The organism is Chitinibacter sp. GC72 (assembly GCF_009760905.1).
In the GTDB taxonomy this organism is placed as follows: Bacteria; Pseudomonadota; Gammaproteobacteria; order Burkholderiales; family Chitinibacteraceae; genus Chitinibacter.
Map to the genome: position 1 here is coordinate 304874 of NZ_VIRW01000001.1, position 19641 is coordinate 324514.

Sequence of the window (19641 nt, forward strand, 5' to 3'; positions counted from 1 at the left end):
AAAATTACGGCTCGGGACCCAATCCGATGCGCCATTACTTGAAGTTCAGCGATTTCACTTTAGAAGAATACCAATACCTGTTTGAACGCGCGGCCAAACTGAAAGAGCGCTTGCGCGCAGGCCAGCTTTACCAGCCCTTGCCGGGCAAAGTGCTGGGTATGATTTTTGAAAAATCGTCAACCCGCACCCGCGTATCATTTGAAGCCGGCATGTTCCAGCTGGGCGGTCATGCGATGTTCCTGCAGTCGAAAGATACGCAGCTGGGTCGTGGCGAACCGATTGAAGATGTGGCTAAAGTGATCAGCCGCATGGTGGATATCGTCATGGTGCGCACCTACGAGCAATCGATTATCGAGCGCTTTGCCGAAAACTCGCTGGTGCCGGTGATCAATGGCCTGACCAATGAATACCACCCTTGCCAGATCATGGCTGACATCTTTACCTATGTGGAGCGCTTTGGCTCAATCGAGGGTAAAACAGTCGCCTGGATCGGCGACTCGAACAATGTGTCCCGCACCTGGTTGCAAGCTGCCAAAATCTTCAACTTCAAGCTCAATCTGGCCTGCCCTGCCGGTTATGAAATGACCGTACTTGACGGCGAAACCTACAGCTCCGAGCATTTCGAATCTTTCCGCGATATTTATACCGCCGCTCGCGACGCCGATATTGTCACGACCGATGTTTCAACCTCGATGGGTTACGAGCGTGAAACATTGCAGCGCAAAAAAGACTTCCTGAACTACAAGGTCTCGGAAAAAGTCATGCTGCAAGCCAAAGCCAATGCGCTGTTCATGCATTGCCTGCCCGCCCACCGCGGCGAAGAAGTCGATCCGGAAGTCATTGACGGACCGCAATCGGTGGTCTGGGAAGAAGCAGAAAACCGCATGCATGTCCAAAAAGCCGTGATCGAGTATTTATTGCTCGGTCGCATCAACGATTAAACAGGCGACAAAGCCGTGCTTGGCATTACTGATGTTTGGGCCTTCATTTTGGGAACAGTGCTGATTATCCTGACCCCTGGCCCCAACTCGCTATTTGCATTGACGACTGCGGCAACGGGCGGCCACAAGGCCGGATTTGGTGCTGCGGCAGGGATTATTGTTGGCGACTGTATCCTGATGCTGGCTGCCGTTTTGGGTGTTGCATCGTTAATGAAAACCCACCCGATAGCGTATGATGCGGTTCGCTATCTGGGAGCAGGGTATCTGATGTGGATCGGCTATAAAGCTTTATTTTCACGCCATACCCCCCCTACAGAAACCGGCACATCAACGCACGCATCGCAGCATTCACCACGCAATGCATTTCGTAGCGCCTTGGGCATTTCTTTGATCAATGTAAAAGCCATTTTGTTTTTCATGGCCTTTTTTCCTCAATTTGTCGAGCCCAATCACCCGCACGTATGGCAAAGCTTTATTGTGCTGGGTCTGATCGTACAAAGCCTGAGTCTGTGTTATCTGACCACGCTGATTCTGGCTGGCAGCGCGCTGTCGCGTCGCCTGTCTGGGGTCACGTGGCTTAAAACCGTTTTGAATAAACTGATTGGCACGCTATTTGTGAGTTTTGGCTTGCGCCTAGCTCTAGATTGATAGTCGCGCTCTATTAAATCCTTGTAATCGACGACGTAATCGAGGTTTTTCATGTCTGATGTAAAAAAAGTAGTTCTGGCGTATTCCGGTGGTCTGGATACTTCGGTCATTTTGAAGTGGCTGCAAGACACTTACCAATGTGAAGTGGTGACTTTCACTGCTGACCTGGGTCAAGGCGAAGAGCTGGAACCAGCGCGCCAGAAAGCGTTGAAATTTGGCATCAAACCAGAAAACATTTACATCGACGACTTGCGTGAAGAATTCGTACGCGATTTCGTATTCCCAATGTTCCGCGCCAACACCGTGTACGAAGGTGAATACCTGCTCGGAACGTCAATTGCCCGCCCATTGATTGCCAAACGCCTGATCGACATCGCGCGCGAAACCGGCGCTGACACGATCAGTCACGGCGCGACAGGCAAAGGCAACGATCAGGTGCGTTTCGAACTCGGCGCTTATGCATTGATGCCAGAAGTTAAAGTGATCGCACCATGGCGCGAATGGGATCTATTGAGCCGTGAAAAACTGATGGCTTATGCCGAGAAAAACGGCATTGAAGTCGACATGAAGCACAAAAATGGTGGCGCGCCATACTCGATGGACGCCAACCTGCTGCATATCTCATTCGAAGGCCGTCACCTCGAAAACCCATCGGCTGAAGCTGAAGAAAGCATGTGGCGCTGGACCGTCAGCCCTGAAGCTGCACCCGATACACCAGAATACCTCGACGTTGAATTCGAACGCGGCGATATCGTTGCGCTGAACGGCGTGCGCATGTCACCTGCAACGGTATTGACCAAATTGAACGAACTCGGCGGCAAGCACGGTATTGGCCGTCTGGATCTGGTTGAAAACCGCTACGTTGGTATGAAATCGCGCGGCTGCTACGAAACACCGGGTGGAACGATCATTCTGAAAGCGCACCGCGCAATCGAATCGATCACGCTCGACCGCGAAGTTGCGCATTTGAAAGACGACCTGATGCCACGCTACGCCAGCCTGATTTACAACGGCTACTGGTGGGCGCCGGAACGCAAAGTGCTGCAAACACTGATCGACGAAACGCAAAAAACAGTCAACGGCTGGGTACGTCTCAAGCTGTACAAAGGTAATGTGATCGTTGTTAGCCGTGACTCAAAAACCGATTCATTGTTCGACATGAATATCGCGACATTTGACGACGATGGCGGCGCTTACAATCAAGTCGACGCTGGCGGCTTTATCAAACTGAACGCTTTGCGCATGCGCATTGCCGGTCGCTTGAAGAAATAAGTTGTCCACCCTGCCCCGCAGCAGATCTGCGGGGCCTTTTGTAACCATTGCGATAAAGAATCATGTTTGAAGCCCTGATCAACATGGACGAAGAGACGTTTACCACGCTCTCGACCAGTATTTTATGTACCGGCCTGATCCTGTATATGGGCTTTATTATTTACAATCTGGCCAAAGAGTCCAAAGCAGGCAAATACGGAACGATGATTCTGTTTTTTGCCCTGGGTCTGGGTATGGTCGGATTTATTGCCAAGACCATTTTGACCGAAGTTTTACAAAAATAGGATTAAAGCAAAAGTCGCCCAGCTTCGTTGCCTCGTCTCGCTGTACGCTTGGTACTATCTTCGACTTCGCGCCTTGCTAGACAACTTTTGCATCACTTTAAAAGGATAAAAAATGAGCCAATTTGATAATGTTTCAGTTCTGAAACAAGGTAATGTTTACTTTGATGGTAAATGCGTCAGCCATACCGTGGTATTTGCCGATGGCTCGAAAAAAACCGTAGGCGTGATTTTGCCTTCAACGCTGACTTTCAATACTGGCGCACCCGAAGTAATGGAAGTAATTGCCGGGGTATGCCGCGTTAAGCTAGCTGGTGAAAGCACTGCAACCGAATACAGTGCAGGTGTATCTTTCGATGTACCCGGCAACTCCAGCTTTGAAATCGAAACAGTAGAAACACTGCACTACGTTTGCCATTTCGGCTAATTCGTTTATTTACCCCCATTGAAAAGGCAGCGGAATAACACCGCCTGCCTTTTTGTCATTTATTTTCCAGCAAGGAGTTCAACATGCCTTCATTTGACATTACTTCAGAAACGGATATGGTTGCGCTCAAAAACGCCATTGATATTGCCGAAAAAACCATTATTAATCGTTATGATTTTAAGGGCACCAGCGCTAAGGTGGAGTTGAACGAAAAAGACAAGCTGATCACCATCCACGGTGATTCCGAATTTCAGCTCGATCAGATTAAAGATATCGTTTTCCCTGCGCTGGAGAAAAAAGAGCCAGACAGCAGCAAACGTCTTGAGCAAGGCGATGTACAAAAAGTATCAGGCAATAAAGCCAAGCAGGTTCTGACGATCAAAGACGGTATTGATCGCGAACTGGCCGCAAAAATCATCAAAGAAATTAAAGACGCCAAGCTCAAAGTGCAAACGGCGATTCAAGGCGATGAATTGCGCGTTAGCGGCAAAACCCGTGACGCCTTGCAGGAAGTGATTGCGCTGGTACGCAGCAAAATCGACTTCCCGCTACAATTCCAGAATTTCCGTGACTAAGCCACGGATGCCATAGGCAATTGGACTATAATCATTAGCAATTGCTACTAAATCAGAAATCATGCGCTGGCATCGGAATCGGATCACCATCACTGTTGCACTGGCTGCGATGATCGGCTTTGGAATGATTTTATTCCTCGCCTATCAAGTCAGTGCCAGTTATCGTGCCGCCGAAAACCATGCACGAGGCCAAAGTGCGGCTTTACTGGCACTACAGGAAGCACAATTTAAGGCGCAATTTCGCGAAGTTGAGCTCCAACTCACCAACACCAACCTGCAAATTGCCCCGCTGCTCACTGCCGGGCAGAGCGCAAACCTGGGCAGCACTTTGCAACAGCATCTGCAGCTGATTCCCCAAGCCGATCATATTGCACTGATCGACCTGCGCGGGCAGTTACTAGCGCAAGCAGAGGGCGCCAGTCCATTCGAGCTGGATTTTCTACCCTTGCTGGATCAACTCAAACAGCAAGGGATTGTTTATCACACCGGCGGCTCTGGCCAGCCGCCAGAACTGATTATCGGACTGAAGCCGGCCGAGCAATCTGCCAGCTTCTTGGCGCTAGCCAGAATCAGACCGGGCCACCTTGAGCAAGCGTTGGCCACGAGCCGCCTAAAATCCGGCCAGTCGCTCTATCTGCTCGATGCCCAATTGAGAATACTGGCCAGCACACCCCGCCAATCCAACCTTTCGGCGCTGGAAGCGGAATTAAGTGGGCCTATCAAGCAAAAGCAGCGTCGTGGCGCATTTCTGAGCCAGAAAAGCGATCAATTGATCAGTCTGCAGCAAATCGGGGCCAGCCCGCTGTATCTTGTTAGCACCTTGCCAACGCCCAGCTATCTGGCCGAATGGCAAAAAAAACTGGCCTATTACACGACCGCTGCCAGCCTGATGTTGCTGCTGACTGCCGTAATGGCTTATTACTTTTGGCGCTCGCGACGACTCACCCAGAATTTGAAAGCCAAGGAGCGCAAGCTCTCGGCCAGCGAAACCCGATTCAAGCAAATGATTGAAACCACGCCTGTTGGTCTGGTGCTGGCGCGCATGCCCGATTTTTACATCACCTACATTAATCAGCACGCAGCAAAGATGTTCGGTCTTCCCCAGGCCGCCGCCTTATCCAAGCGGGCCTTTGAGCTTTATTATGATCGGGTGGATTTTTTGCATCACTCGGAAGACGCGCTGGCAGGTAAAGCAGTCAACAATGCCGAGTGCATACTGCGCCACAAGGAAGGCAATCCTTTCTGGGCCAATGTGTCCATGTCGGCCTCGACATCGAATGACGGCACAACACTACTGATCGGCCTTAACGATATTACACAGCGCAAACAGCTTGAAGATGAACTCAAACGCCGCGCAACCACTGACAGCCTGAGCGGGCTGGCCAATCGCGCGTATTTTATGGAAACGGCCCAACAGGAAATCCAGCGCACCAAACGCTATCAGCGTCGCGCATGCATTTTGATGCTGGACATCGATTTTTTCAAAAAAATTAACGACAACTATGGACACCAGACCGGTGACCAAGTCATCAGAACCATGGCCAATCTCTGCCGGGCATCGCTGCGGGACATTGATTTGATCGCACGGATCGGCGGCGAGGAGTTCACGGCATTTTTACCAGAAACCACGCTGGACGAGGCCTATCTGGCCGCAGAAAGGCTACGCATCCGTATCGAAGAAAACGTCATCATGCTAGACGATGGACGAGAAATCAGATTCACCAGCAGCATTGGCATTAGTGAAATTATGCCGGATGACCCGAATGTCGATGCACCACTGAAGCGGGCAGACACCGCGCTCTATGCCTCCAAGCACAGTGGCCGCAATAAAAGTACCTGCTTTGAACACTTACCGACAGACGAGCAAGCCCCGAAAGACTCTTGACCTAGCTCAATACTGACGAGGCATTTCCAGCCTAAATTAATGCATCGACACAAGAAAAGAATGGAGATGCAAAATGGAGAACACCCCGCTCAGTACTTTATTTTCATCCGAGATCGGCTTGCTTAGCCTGTTTACAATCGGCTTTATTCTTTGCATGGGCGTGTATATCTTTCTTTTTGTCCGCCGGCACGTGAAAGAAGATACCGAAGCGCAGCAAAAGCGCGATTAACAAACATCAGGCAGGGTTCCTGCCTGATGTTTATTTAAGGTAAATGCTAAACTGCTCTCTGGTTTCGCCCAGACGCTGAGTTCGGGCGACCAAAGTCCAATGGGCAGGAATTTTGGCCTGATGCGTTCTGATCGCCAAGGTACACCCCTCTGTTACCCCAGTTTTAATCGTCAAAGTACTGAAGTACGCAATCGCCCCCAAGGGGGCCAATGGCAGTTCTGCAGCATCAATGCATGCAACCTGCATTGCATCTCCAACCGACTGCAATTTTTCGCCGACCGGGCGATACGATTTGCCAGAATCAACCCAGCTTTGAAACAAACCCACAAAAATACTCAGCAATAAAATCAGACCGCAACTCCAATTGGTTAGCGCCTTGCGACCAATGGCACGGCGGCGCAGCAAAACGCCCCCCCAAAGAACACTGGCAACCAATGCCAGAATCAGGCCGGCAAAATTAACCTCCAACTCCGCCGAGCTATAGCGACTGAGCAATTCAAACAGCCCCTTCGGAGCTTCGAGCAATAAAATACCCCAGGCCAGCCACAGTGCAATCGCAGACAGTCCGAATGTCAGCACCGAAAATGAATTTAGTGCTGAAGCGGCACCATGCCTTAACTCATCAATACCTGCGACAGCAATCAGTGACAGTACAATCAATAAAGGCAAAATCATCGCCTCGGCAGGAAACGCCGCACACACCAGATAAGTCAGCATCGCAAATGCCAACCACAGCAGCAAGATCCATTGCTGTTTAATGCGCAGATCGCGCCGATTAATCCAGAGCGACCATAAGGCCAGAGGCAATACAGGCCAGGTGAACCACAGCAAAGTAGCCAGTAAGAACTGAGGGGCTAGCAAAGCACTGAATGACATTGCACCACCATAAGGACCCCAGGCATGGTAGCGCCACCAAGTCTGGAACAGTTCAGGCGACTGTTCGCTCAGCGCGTAACCCCATAAAGCCGCCAAAGGCAAAGACAACACCAGTGCGGTAGACAGACTCACGGCCCATGCTAATCGACGCCATGGTTTGAACAGAAATAAACCCAAAGCCATCAGCAACATCAGCACTGCATCGGCCCAGCTGGCCCCCAGCAGCAACCCCAATAGGCTTAGGCCCAGCATAAAACCTGCGCGCAAAGGTTTGCGCAAAGCCAGCACAAAGGAATAGATACCCCAGGCATATGCAGCAAAAATCAGCGCAGCGGGTGCAATATGATGCCCCCAGATCATTAAACCGAGCGAGCCTAAAACAAGGACAACGCTTAAACGGCCAAATTTCCGGCCAAATAGCTCACGCCCGGCAAGCCCAGCCCCCCACAACGCCAATGCCATCCAGATACCAGTACTAAGTCTGGCGGCGTCGTGTATGGCAACACCAAACCAGGCCAAGGCATTAGCAAGCAGAGCAGCAAACCAGAAATAAAGTGGCGCAGTATCGAAATAAGGGCGATCAGCAAGCCAGGGCAACACCCAGCTATCTTGTCTGAGCATATTGGCGATCAAAGCCGCATGCTCGTTTTCTTGCGGCTTCCATGGATCATGCCCCCATAAACCCGGAACAAGCCAGAAAAGGCAGAGCAGAATTAGTAGCCAGGGTTTGTCTTGTTCTTTTTGGGGGGAAGCTGGCCGTTCAGACTGAGGCGTGTAAGTCAGCATATTCGATCTTTCAAGTTTTTATCATTCTGACATGACAAAACAAAAAAGGCAGCTTATAGCTGCCTTTTTTGAAGTGTTTGCCAAATTAACGAGCGAATCGGGCAAATTTATTATTGAATTTCTCGATACGACCTGCAGTATCAACGATTTTCTGTTTGCCAGTGTAGAACGGATGGCATTCTGAGCACACCTCTACATGCAGGCTTTTTCCCAATGTAGAAGCAGTTTTGAATGAGCTACCACATGAGCAAGTCACGTCGATTTCAGTGTAATTTGGGTGAGTATTTGGTTTCATAATTTTCCTAAAGTGTCGGGCGCCGGGGTTTTGCCGACGCTACAAAAAGAGCATTATCGCTGATCGCGGGAATCACTGCAAGGTTAGCGGCGCATCGAATCGAAAAAATCCAGATTGGATTTGGTCGATTTGAGTTTGTCCATTAAAAACTCCATCGCATCCAGATCATCCATTGGGTAAAGCAATTTGCGCAGCACCCAGATACGCTGCAATTGATCGGCCTTGATCAGCAGCTCTTCACGACGGGTGCTTGATTTATTGATATTGATTGCAGGGAAGATGCGCTTTTCTGCCATTCTGCGATCAAGCTGAATCTCATTATTACCGGTGCCTTTGAATTCTTCATAGATGACATCATCCATACGGCTGCCTGTATCAATCAGCGCGGTGGCAATGATAGTCAGACTACCGCCTTCTTCGATATTCCGTGCAGCACCAAAGAAACGTTTTGGGCGCTGCAGCGCATTGGCATCCACACCACCAGTTAATACCTTGCCAGAAGCAGGTATTACCGTATTATAAGCACGCGCCAAACGCGTAATCGAATCAAGCAGAATGACAACGTCTTTTTTATGCTCAACCAGACGCTTGGCTTTTTCGATGACCATTTCAGCCACTTGAACGTGTCGTGTCGCAGGCTCGTCAAACGTGGAGCTAAGTACCTCGCCTTTTACCGAACGCTGCATCTCGGTTACTTCTTCCGGGCGCTCGTCGATCAGCAAAACGATCAATACCACTTCGGGATGATTGGCAGTGATTGCATGGGCGATATGCTGCAGCATGACGGTTTTACCCGTTTTTGGCGGAGCAACCAGCAAAGCACGCTGCCCTTTGCCAATCGGAGCCATCAAATCAATCACACGCCCGGTAATATTTTCCTCGGCCTTGATATCACGCTCAAGATTCAAGCGCTCGGTCGGAAAAAGCGGCGTTAAGTTTTCAAACAGAATTTTGTTTTTGGCAGCTTCCGGCGCTTCGCCATTCACCTTGTCAACTTTAACTAGTGCAAAGTAGCGTTCACCCTCTTTCGGAATCCGGATTTCACCTTCTATCGTATCGCCAGTATGCAGATTGAAACGGCGAATCTGGCTTGGGCTGATATAAATATCGTCAGGTCCCGCCAGATACGAAGTATCGGGGCTGCGTAGAAATCCGAATCCATCAGGCAAAACTTCAAGCGTACCTTCGCCGAAGATACTCTCCCCTTTTTTGGCGCGGTTTTTTAGCAGGGCAAAAATCACATCCTGCTTACGCATACGACTTGCACCGTCAATCTCGGAAGCAATCGCCATATCGACGAGCTGAGAAACGTGCAGATGTTTTAATTCGGACAAATGCATATTGGATTACGCTTGAAATAATAAAAGAGGGGGAAAGCGAAGGGATGACGCCAGAAAAAGTAACGACGACACACGGGATGCCGTCGCTATTTGTGCGATTGAAGACTAAATCAAAAACACCAAGAATGTCAAATATTACTATCGAGAAAGGCTGTCAGTTGCGATTTTGACAATGCACCAACTTTTGTTGATTTCACTTCGCCATTCACAAACAGCATCAGAGTAGGAATACCGCGAACACCAAATTTTGGTGCCGTAGACTGGTTTTCATCGATGTTCAGCTTGGTAATTTTCAGCCGGCCAGCATACTCGACAGCCACTTCATCCAGAATCGGGGCAATCATCTTGCATGGGCCACACCATTCTGCCCAATAATCAACCAGTACCGGGCCGGCAGCTTGAAGGACTTCCGCATCAAAACTTGCGTCAGTAACGTGAACAATATTCTCGCTCATATTTTATCTCCGAGGATGGTGTGAAGGCATTTCGAATTCAAGTACCAGCAAGGCACCAGAAAAGCAGAAGTATAAGGTAATACATAAGGCAGAACTTGTACTTTTCAAGCGATCAAATCAACTATTTTCACTTCGATCCAATTGCTCTTTACCAAAATGCGGCATCAACCGCTTGCTCCAATCGATCAATCGCCGTCACAGTCATACCCTCGATAGGCTGACGAGGACGATTGGCTTTGGGCACAATGGCATGCGTAAAGCCAAGCTTTGCTGCCTCACGTAATCTTTCCTGACCTCTCTGAACAGGACGGACTTCACCCGCGAGCCCCACTTCTCCAAAAACGACCATCTTGTTTGGCAGCGCTTTATTTTTGAGCGAAGAGACAATGGCAATCAACATCGCCAAATCGGCTGCTGGCTCGACAATCCGCACGCCACCTACCGCATTGATAAACACATCCTGATCAAATGCCGCAATCCCTGCGTGCCGATGCAAAACAGCCAGCAACAGCGCCAACCGGTTCTGCTCAACCCCGACAGCCAGCCGTTTGACTTGTGCCGCATGGGCATCATCGACCAAAGCCTGCACTTCAACCAGCATAGGGCGCGATCCTTCTTGCGTCACCATCACGCAAGAGCCCGGCACAGGCACGTCATGCTGGCTCAGAAAAAGTGCCGAAGGATTGGCCACCTCACGCAAACCTTTATCGGTCATCGCAAACACACCCAGCTCATTCACTGCGCCAAAACGGTTTTTGATTGCCCGAATCAAGCGAAAACTTGAATGGGTATCACCTTCAAAATACAAGACGGCATCAACAATATGCTCAAGCACTCTTGGGCCCGCCAAAGCGCCCTCCTTGGTCACATGCCCCACCAGCAAAATGGACGTACCATGCCTTTTGGCAAAACGGGTCAGCTGGGCAGAGCACTCTCTCACTTGAGCCACACTACCCGGCGCACTGGTCAAAGCTTCGGTATATATCGTTTGAATGGAATCAATCACGACCACTTTGGGCGCTTCGCGCTCAAGCGCATGCAGGATCTTTTCCAGGCTAATTTCAGGGTACAGCCTTACTTTGGCCGCCGGCACGCCAAGCCTGCGTGCCCGCAAAGCAATCTGCTGCGCAGACTCCTCGCCACTAACATAAAGCACAGGCAAAGACTCCGATAATCTGGCCAATGCTTGCAACAACAACGTTGATTTACCAATACCAGGGTCGCCGCCAATCAGCACGACTCCACCGGTAACAAGACCACCACCCAACACCCTATCAAGTTCCGCCAGATGAGTCGGAGTTCTTGGCAACTCCTCGGCTTCAACATCCGACAGATTCTTGATTGCACCATCTGCCGCCAGACTCTGAAAACGGCCAGTGGTCGTGACCACTTTGGCCACTTGCTCCTCTAAGCTATTCCATTCGCCGCATTGCGGACACTGCCCCTGCCACTTGGGCGAAAAGCCGCCGCAGAGGCGGCAAACAAACTGGTTTTTTACTTTGCTCATAGTTGCTCAACGAGAAACGGCTCGCATCGCGAGCCGTTGTTTGAATCAGATAGGATAAGTTTAAATATATTTGAACAGGCTCAATTCTTGCACTTGTGCAAAGGATTTACGAGCCGCATCCAGCACCATTTGATTCTGGGCAAAGTCGCTAATCGCACCTGCATAATCCAAATCTTGCAAGCCCGATAAAGTCTTAGCATACTGCAGCTTTAAATCTTCAGTCGTGTCTCTAACAGAGTCGGTTTCTACCGTTCGAGCACCAAGGTAAGCCTGTGTTGTCACCACATTACTCAAGGCATTTGAAAGATCTGACAACGCAGTATTTAACTGATTCTGGAAAGCGGCCTGTCCTTTACCAGAGCCGTCAACTTGATAGTTATTTAATGCTGTCGATAGTTTACCCAAGGTGGTGAATAAATCGACATTCGAACTTGGTTTTGCCGAAAACCGATCCGCAGCACCAGCTACACCAGTAGGCGTTTTGGTGACGGGATCAAGAGGGATTGGCGAGCCTGAGACACTCATTTTTATCCCGAAATCCCATGCAGCACCGGCAGGATCAGTCGGCAAGCGCTTGAATTCGATGTCGCCACCCGCAGTATAAGTGCGGGGGCCAGCAGTATTGCCCGCAGTTGCGGCACCAGTAATTAATGAAGTGCCAGTACTATCAATCAGATCATAAGAAATATTCGGCGCATCAGGTTTGCTTGGATTGGGCTGCCAATAAAACTGAACAGAAAAGTCACGTGGCGCAGGTGCAGCAGCCCATTTTTGCGGATCAGTCACTTCACCAGGACTAACAATACCCGAACCGACATTGGTTGCATTTGCAGCTGTCACAAATGAACCATTGCCATTTTTAATACGCTGAAAGACATCAGCGCCCGACTCAGAAATGGGCACTTGCCGACCATCAGAAATCTGCACCAAACGCTGACCATCATCCCCAAAATAATTCACCGTCCCAAAGCTGCTCTCGGTAAATGGCTTGGTATCTCCTTTAAAACCGGAAAACAGATAATTGCCTTGGCCATCGGAGGTATTGGCCAGACCCAGCAACTCCTGGTAGCTGCCCTGCAGCTGGGCATCGAGCATTTTCTTCTCGCTAGCAGTCAACGCAGGATTACCGGCCATTACACTAAGCTGCTGCACATCCTGGATGACTCCGACAACCTGCTGCAAAGTGCTTTCACTTAAACGCATAAAGGAATCAGCAGCGGCACTATTGGTTGCGTACTGTTCATTAATCGATCTGGCCTGTGCAATATCCAAAATCCGAGCTGAGGCTATCGGATCATCCGCAGGAGTCAGAATTTTACGCCCAGAGGAAAGTTGGCTTTGCAACTTGGCTTGGTCTGCAATGTGACTTTGCAGGCTCTTGGCACCGATATTAAAAATAGTCGTAGTAGCGAGACGCATAATCTCTCCTCCTCAATGACACAACATCAGCGGCCAATATTGATGATTTCTTGGAATGCACTTTGAGCAATCTGAATTACTTTACTGGCAGCCTGATACGCTTGCTGATAGCGTAATAAATTTGCAGCCTCTTCATCCAGATTCACCGCAGAAACCGAGTCTCGGCTATTTTCGGCGTTCATTAACAGCTTATCCTGCGCCTTGCTCATGATCGTCGCTTCGTTAGTCTGCGTCCCGATCGTGCTCACCATTCGTCCATACGACTCTTGATAGGTTGCAGAACCATTCTCCAAGAGCCGCGTCGTTTGCAGTTTGCCAAGAGCCAGAGCATTGCGATTGTCGGCGACGCCATTGATATTTGCATCCACAGCAATCGCATCGCCAGCCACAGGGGTTCCGTCAAGTTTCATTGACCACCCATTCACCTGTAACGTCATACCGGCGGTATAAGTTTGCGCAGGGGAAGTAATCCCTGTCACTGTATCGGTATAAGTAAAGCTGTTAGCACTGGTAAAATTAATGTTCACAGGATTTTTTAGCGCCGGATTAATTGCACTATCGGTGGAGCTAATTGAAGGGGTATCTACCAAGTGCTGCACAACTTTAACCGTACCCGTGTTGCTATTGCCAAGACTAGCCAGCATTGGTGCAGCAGCCGCAATATTTTTAGGGTCGGTTATCCGCACCGCCAAGCTTGAAATCATGCCTTCCAACGGTTTGATGATGAATCGATCATTTGCATTCATCGCTCCTGACTCAATCCGCAATGTGAGGCCATCCTGATTAATGCCTTGCGTCATTTGAGCCGCAGAATAAATTTGTCGAGTCCCGTCGCTCTGCTTATACATGGTGTAATTCGTGCCATCAAAGCTTAGCTCGTAGTTACTGGCGGTGAGTTTGCCGACATCCGAAATATACCCGCCCAGCTGGGCATTGCCAGTGTTATTGGTATTGAAGTTAATTTCGCTAATCGCCGGTGGAAAAGCAAAGCCTGTTTGTGCGGCTAATACCGCGCCGGCTGGCGCCGCCGAAATAGTCAACCCGGTTACAGGATCGGTACTTCCTAATGCCAGAACGGCACTCGTGGCATTATCTGATAACCGTGTGATCACGTAGCCGCCGCCGTTTGGCGTAATTGAAAAATCGCTACTTTCATTCGTGCCACTAGGCGAACTCACCCGGATATTGGTACCACCAACGTTCAAATCGACATTATTGCTGCGTTTAATATCAAACAGATTTTTACCCAGATTACCGTTCAAGTCCTGTCCGGCTTTGTGCTGCTGATTAAAGGTTTCAACAAAACCCAAAGCAGCACGTTCTAGGCTGTTTTGCGCCAGATCGAGCGACTGACGGCGGTAATCTAGCAATGCACCAAGCTGCCCACCCGAGAGCTGATTTTCAGGCAAAAAGATAGTTTGATCATTTTGCTGATACCCCACCGTAATTCGCTTGGGATCCGCCGGGTTAGGCTCGGCTGTTAGTTTATTGACTACTCCGCCAACCACCAATCCCTGACCATTGCCGATAAATACATTAATACTGCCGTCATCCAGCGTTAGCGTATTGGCTTTCACCAGTTTATTGAGGTCTTTGACCAATAAATCCCGCTGGTCGAGTAAATCATTCGGCGGCTGCCCCGATGATTGTGCAATGACAATCCGATTATTCAATTCGGCAATTTGTTCGGAATAGCTATTAATATTGCCAATCGTGTCGCTAATTTCACCATTAAGCGCATTACGCTGCTCATCTAGCCGTTGTGAGAACACTTGAAAACGATTGACCAATGTTTGCGCACTGGCCAGCATGGCTTGACGAGATGGCGGGCTGGCAGGGTTGGTTGCCACATTTTGTACGTTACTGAAAAAATCCTGCAATGCCGGCGATACGCCAGCGTTCGGATCAGCGACGATGTTATTGATTTCGGCCAGATGCGACAGTCGCGTGCCCTGATAGCTGGACTGATTCTGTGCTACTTCAACCGCCTTGGTTAAAAAGCGGTCGTACATGCGGGTGATCGAATCGACCTGTACGCCAAGACCATTAAAACCACTACCGGAAAGCAGCGGATACGGTGCACTTTGCGCCAGACGCTGGCGTGAAAAACCGTCGGTATTGACGTTGGCAATATTATGCCCGGTGGTCGTCAAGCCCAGGTTGGCGGCGTTAAGCCCTGATACTCCGATACCAAAAACTGATGATGCCATGATCTAAACCTCTCGATATTCTATCGGCACTACGCGCCAAGTCTTGAGCCGAACGCGGCCAACTGGTCAGCTAGGCGGTCGGCTACCCGGGTCAGTTTCTGCGCGTAAAGCGGATCGGTCGCATAGCCGCCAGCCACCAGCGCTTTGGCAAAGCCAACGGCATCACTGCCTTGCGCCACCGCCGCACCGTAACGGCGCTTGATCAGGCTGGCGTAGTCGGCCATGGCCTCGGTGTATGAGTCATAAGCTCGAAATTTTTCAACCCGCTTTTGCGCTCGCCCCTCAACGTACTCGGTCGTGAGCACGTCGACTGTTTTACCTTGCCAGCCGCCACCCGCTTTAATGCCGAACAGATTGTGCGATTCGCTGCCATCGGCGCCCTTGATGCCTTTTTTGCCCCAGCCGGTTTCCAGCGCGGCATGCGCCAGCAACAGATGCGGCGACAAACCCAGCGTTGCCGCGGTCGATTTGGCCGCCTCGCCCAACTTAGTGACAAAATCAGAAACCGTACCAGATTTGGATTGCTGATTGGCGGCAACAGCCCCCATTTGAACGGCAGGTTTTGCCGCCACGGCGGCAGCATTCAAGGCCGGCGGACGGCGAACAACGGAACGGACATCATTGCGCAAGGGCTGCTGCAATAAAGCTGGGTTTTCCTGAATATTGAGCTGGCGCACAATCATATTGGCAAAGCCAATGCCGCCGCTTTGCGCCCAGTTTTGCGCCAGCTGCTGATCGCGCATGCCTTTAAACATCTGACTGGCTGCGCTTTGATCCAGCTCGTCAGGCGGCGCGGCTTTACGCATTGCACCGAGCATTTGCTGTAGCAGCAAGGCTTCAAACTGCTGCGCAACGCCCTGTGTTGCCGCGCCTTTATTGCTCAGACTGCTCGCACGCAGACGATCCAGACTGCGCGGATCGGCTGAAATGCTTTGCGAATCGAAAATGGCACGGGGCAACATGGCACAACTCCTGAAGAACTCAGCCTTCTACAAGCAAGGAGCATGCCCAAAATAAAAGGCGCTCTGTCATAGAGCGCCTTCAAAATCAACATCAGCAGGTATATCGCCACAAGCAAGCCTCAACAAAGGCTACAACAATATACCCATAAGAGTTGACTGCCAGTTAAATGACTTCCAATTCCGCATTCAAAGCACCGGCAATTTTCATCGCCTGCAAAATCGCCAGCAAGTCCTGCGGCGTTGCACCCACGGCATTGAGCGCCCGTACCACCTGATTCAGGCTGGTCGCCTTGGGTAAACGCACTACCGGGCCTTTACCAACGTCAATGTCAATTTCGGCATTTTGCACTTTCGCAGTTTGACCATTGGCCAAGGGCTTGGGCTGCTCGACCTTGTTGTCGGCCAGAATGGTCACCGTGAGATTGCCGTGCGCAATGGCGCAAGGGTCGATGGTCACCGCCTGATTCATCACGACCGAGCCGGTGCGGGCATTGATAATGACTTTGGGCGAAGCCTCGCCCGGCGTGACATTTACGCCTTCCAGTCTCGCCAGAAACGCCACGCGCTGATTCGGGTCGAGCGGTGCACGCACCTGAATCACCCGGCCATCGAGCGCGGCTGCGACGGGGCCAATTTGGCTATTGATCGCATTCACCACGCGACTGGCGGTAGAAAAATCAGTTTTAAGCAATTCAAGCTGAACAAATTCACCATTGCCCAGCAAGGTGGGAACGGCACGCTCAACCGTAGCGCCGGCGGGAATCCGGCCTGTCGCCAATTGATTGATTTGCGTACTGGAGCCGCCTGCCGACGCACCAGCACCAGCGACCACCAGATTGCCTTGCGCCATCGCATAAATTTGCCCGTCAGCGCCTTTCAGCGGCGCCATCAGCAAAGTGCCGCCACGCAGGCTTTTGGCATTACCAATCGACGACACCACAATATCCAGCGGCTGGCCCGGGCGGGCAAACGCCGGCAATGTGGCAGTCACCGTCACGGCAGCGACGTTTTTTAACTGCAAATTGCCACCAGCAGGCACCTGCACGCCCATATTGGTGAGCATATTGACCACCGATTGCACGGTAAATGGCGTTTGCGTGGTTTGGTCACCGCTGCCATCCAGACCGACAACCAACCCATAACCAACCAGCTGATTGTCCCGCACACCGGCAAAGCTGGCCAGATCTTTTAGTCTGTCGGCATACGCTGGCAAGGTATAGGCACAGAGGGCAATTGCCAAGATCAGTTTACGCATATACCCCTACCTAGAATGGCCAAACAGAAAGGAAAAAACGCTGCATCCAACCCATGGTATTAGCGTCACCAATCGCCCCTTGCCCCACTTGTTCGATACGCGCATCGGCCACTCGCGTCGACGAAATGGTATTGCCGGCCTTGATGTCATTCGGATTGATCACACCTGTAAAGCGAACGACATTATTGTAGCCATTGACCACCACCTGCTTTTCGCCGCCAATGGCCAAATTGCCATTAGCAAATACATCGGTCACGGTCACGGCAATGCTGCCTCTGAAGGTATTGGTGCTATTGGTTTCGCCTTTGCCGGCAAAGGTATTGGTACTACTCAGATCGGCCTGCGCATCAAATAGTCGGCTTAGAATAGACGGCATGTACGGCAGATCTGCCGAGCCTTCCAGCGAGAGCGAGCCATTGCGATTGGTGCTGCTATTGGCCTTGTTGGCAGCAGTCAGATTCTCCTCAATCGTGACCACCACAATGTCGCCAATCCGGCGGGCTACCGGTTCTTCAAACAGCATTTTTGCAGTGCCAGCCTGAAAAATTGCACCATTGTTGCTGCCTGTCGTGACTGCCGCTTGCGAGCGTGCCGAAGTGGGTTGCGTCACGATCGATTGTGGCGCCACGCAAGCGCTCAAGCTTAGCAGCAACAGGGAAATACCGGCAATTTTTTTCATTTTCGCTTTACTTATGACTTCACAAATACATCGGTTTCACAATTACATCTGCGTTAACTTGGCCAACATCTGGTCGGTGGTCGTCACGGCTTTGGAGTTGAGTTCAAACGCCCGCTGGGCCTGGATCATATTGATCAGCTCCTCGGTGGCATTCACATTCGATGTCTCGGTATAGCCCTGATTAATCGCGCCCAGACCGTTGGTTCCCGGCGTGCCGACCGTTGGTGCACCACTGGCAGCGGTCTCCAGATACAGATTGCCGCCAATCGACTCCAGACCCGGCGGATTAATAAAGGTGGCCGTCTGGATATTGCCTACCTGTACTGGTGCGGCTGCGTCATTATTGATGATTGCCGATACCGTACCATCAGCGGCAATCGTAATGCTAGTGGTGCCCTGTGGCACCTGAATGGCTGGCGACAACTCATAGCCGCTACTGGTAACGATGGTACCTTGGCTATTGACTTGAAACGCACCGTCTCGCGTGTATGCAGTTGTTCCATTAGGGCGAGCGATCTGGAAGAAACCATCGCCATTGATTGCCAAATCCAGCGGCCCATCAGTTTTTTGCAGATTACCCACCGAATGGTTGCGCACCGTGGCGACCACTTGCGTACCGGTTCCGACGTACAAACCGCTGGGTAGAGAAGTCTGCTGGCTTGTTGCACCACCGGCCTGGCGCAGATTCTGATACATCAGATCTTCAAAAACAGCACGTTCGCGTTTATAGCCATTGGTATTCACATTGGACAGATTATGTGACACCACATCAATATTAAACTGCATGGCATCCATGCCGGTTTTGGCAGTCCACAGCGAGCGCATCATGATGCAAAATCCTTATTTATTATTGCGGCTTAGCCGTTTAGCGACAGCAAAGAGCTGGCCGAGCGCGAATTCTGTTCGGCGGTACTCAAAAGCTTAAGTTGTGTTTCAAAATGGCGCTGGGTAGAAATCATATTCACCAGCTGATCAACCGAATTCACATTGCTGCTTTCTACGCCGCCACTACTGAGTGTCACGGCTGCATCAGCTTGCGCATTTTCACCGCTACGCAGGCGAAACAGGCCATCGAGGCCTTTCTCCAGCTCGCGATCAGGCGGATTAACCAGTTTTAAACGCCCAACTTCAACGACCTGGGTGGGATTACTCAAATCCACTGCAGTCACCGTACCATCAGCCGCAATCGTTGCGCGGGTGTTTTCAGGAATGGTCAAGGGGCCATTTTCGCCCTGCACAATATCGCCCGAATTGGTTTTGAGCAGACCGGCGGCGTCAATCGCCAAGCTGCCGTTGCGGGTATAGGCTTCACCAGTCGAAGTCTGCACAGCCAACCAGCCACTCCCCTTGATCGCTACATCCAGATCGCGGCCAGTTTGTTGAAAAATCCCAGCCGACAAATCGGCAGTGCTGGTTTGCTGAACGACAAAGGCCCGAGTTGGCGAGCCAGGTCCACCCAGTGCAGCCACAGCACGTGCCGAAGCGAGCTCAGCACGAAAACCCGGTGTGCTGACATTGGCCAGATTATTGGCAATGGTGGCTTGCCGGATTTCACTATTTTTCGCACCAGACATGGCGACATAAATCAAACGATCCATA

20 protein-coding genes are annotated in these 19641 nt (G+C 50.8%); 8 read left to right on the top strand and 12 right to left on the bottom strand.

All coding sequences use genetic code 11. The features are described 5' to 3' along the window. Positions 1–26 precede the first annotated feature (26 nt). From argF to FLS37_RS01445, 8 genes are all read left to right on the top strand, one after another. Positions 27–941: an ornithine carbamoyltransferase gene (gene argF, locus FLS37_RS01410; protein ID WP_157314124.1), complete on the top strand. Its 915-nt coding sequence runs from the start codon at positions 27–29 to the stop codon at positions 939–941. 15 nt (positions 942–956) lie between these two features. Beyond that, complete coding sequence (leuE, locus tag FLS37_RS01415; protein WP_157314125.1) at positions 957–1589, top strand: leucine efflux protein LeuE; 633 nt, start codon at positions 957–959, stop codon at positions 1587–1589. A 51-nt stretch (positions 1590–1640) separates the two neighbouring features. Further along, complete coding sequence (locus tag FLS37_RS01420) at positions 1641–2861, top strand: argininosuccinate synthase (RefSeq protein WP_157314126.1); 1221 nt, start codon at positions 1641–1643, stop codon at positions 2859–2861. Positions 2862–2944: 83 nt separating this feature from the next. Further along, a complete protein-coding gene (locus FLS37_RS01425) occupies positions 2945–3145 on the top strand; it encodes a DUF2788 domain-containing protein (RefSeq protein WP_157314197.1) in 201 nt (66 codons plus the stop codon). A 112-nt stretch (positions 3146–3257) separates the two neighbouring features. After that, positions 3258–3569, top strand: a complete 312-nt coding sequence (locus FLS37_RS01430) for a pyrimidine/purine nucleoside phosphorylase (RefSeq protein WP_157314127.1) — start codon at positions 3258–3260, stop codon at positions 3567–3569. 83 nt (positions 3570–3652) lie between these two features. Further along, complete coding sequence (locus FLS37_RS01435) at positions 3653–4144, top strand: YajQ family cyclic di-GMP-binding protein (RefSeq protein WP_157314128.1); 492 nt, start codon at positions 3653–3655, stop codon at positions 4142–4144. 61 nt (positions 4145–4205) lie between these two features. Next, positions 4206–6029, top strand: a complete 1824-nt coding sequence (locus tag FLS37_RS01440; protein WP_157314129.1) for a diguanylate cyclase — start codon at positions 4206–4208, stop codon at positions 6027–6029. Between the two features lie 73 nt (positions 6030–6102). Then, on the top strand, positions 6103–6258 hold the full coding sequence (locus tag FLS37_RS01445) for a DUF3149 domain-containing protein (RefSeq protein WP_157314130.1): 156 nt from the start codon (positions 6103–6105) through the stop codon (positions 6256–6258). A 30-nt stretch (positions 6259–6288) separates the two neighbouring features. Here FLS37_RS01445 and FLS37_RS01450 read toward each other — a convergent pair whose 3' ends face one another. From FLS37_RS01450 to flgF, 12 genes are all read right to left on the bottom strand, one after another. Continuing rightward, a complete protein-coding gene (locus FLS37_RS01450; RefSeq protein ID WP_198314440.1) occupies positions 6289–7755 on the bottom strand; it encodes a glycosyltransferase family 39 protein in 1467 nt (488 codons plus the stop codon). Positions 7756–8005: 250 nt separating this feature from the next. Continuing rightward, positions 8006–8215: a 50S ribosomal protein L31 gene (gene rpmE / locus FLS37_RS01455; RefSeq protein ID WP_157314132.1), complete on the bottom strand. Its 210-nt coding sequence runs from the start codon at positions 8213–8215 to the stop codon at positions 8006–8008. An 83-nt stretch (positions 8216–8298) separates the two neighbouring features. Continuing rightward, entirely contained in the window at positions 8299–9555 is a 1257-nt protein-coding gene (gene rho / locus FLS37_RS01460; RefSeq protein WP_157314133.1) for a transcription termination factor Rho, read from the bottom strand. Between the two features lie 128 nt (positions 9556–9683). Continuing rightward, positions 9684–10010, bottom strand: a complete 327-nt coding sequence (gene trxA / locus FLS37_RS01465; RefSeq protein WP_157314134.1) for a thioredoxin TrxA — start codon at positions 10008–10010, stop codon at positions 9684–9686. 148 nt (positions 10011–10158) lie between these two features. After that, positions 10159–11517, bottom strand: coding sequence for a DNA repair protein RadA (radA, locus tag FLS37_RS01470; RefSeq protein ID WP_157314135.1), 1359 nt, complete (start codon positions 11515–11517; stop codon positions 10159–10161). 60 nt (positions 11518–11577) lie between these two features. Continuing rightward, a complete protein-coding gene (gene flgL / locus FLS37_RS01475) occupies positions 11578–12936 on the bottom strand; it encodes a flagellar hook-associated protein FlgL (RefSeq protein ID WP_157314136.1) in 1359 nt (452 codons plus the stop codon). A gap of 26 nt (positions 12937–12962) precedes the next feature. Further along, complete coding sequence (flgK, locus tag FLS37_RS01480; protein WP_157314137.1) at positions 12963–15146, bottom strand: flagellar hook-associated protein FlgK; 2184 nt, start codon at positions 15144–15146, stop codon at positions 12963–12965. A gap of 29 nt (positions 15147–15175) precedes the next feature. Next, positions 15176–16108, bottom strand: coding sequence for a flagellar assembly peptidoglycan hydrolase FlgJ (flgJ, locus tag FLS37_RS01485; RefSeq protein ID WP_157314138.1), 933 nt, complete (start codon positions 16106–16108; stop codon positions 15176–15178). A 163-nt stretch (positions 16109–16271) separates the two neighbouring features. Next, on the bottom strand, positions 16272–17363 hold the full coding sequence (locus FLS37_RS01490; protein WP_157314139.1) for a flagellar basal body P-ring protein FlgI: 1092 nt from the start codon (positions 17361–17363) through the stop codon (positions 16272–16274). A gap of 10 nt (positions 17364–17373) precedes the next feature. Next, the gene (locus FLS37_RS01495) at positions 17374–18042 is read right to left on the bottom strand and encodes a flagellar basal body L-ring protein FlgH (RefSeq protein ID WP_157314140.1); all 669 of its coding nucleotides are present in this window, start codon (positions 18040–18042) and stop codon (positions 17374–17376) included. Between the two features lie 42 nt (positions 18043–18084). After that, positions 18085–18870 (bottom strand): flagellar basal-body rod protein FlgG, encoded by a 786-nt coding sequence (flgG, locus tag FLS37_RS01500; RefSeq protein WP_157314141.1) that lies wholly within the window; start codon positions 18868–18870, stop codon positions 18085–18087. A 29-nt stretch (positions 18871–18899) separates the two neighbouring features. Next, complete coding sequence (flgF, locus tag FLS37_RS01505) at positions 18900–19640, bottom strand: flagellar basal-body rod protein FlgF (RefSeq protein ID WP_157314142.1); 741 nt, start codon at positions 19638–19640, stop codon at positions 18900–18902. Position 19641: the final 1 nt, after the last annotated feature.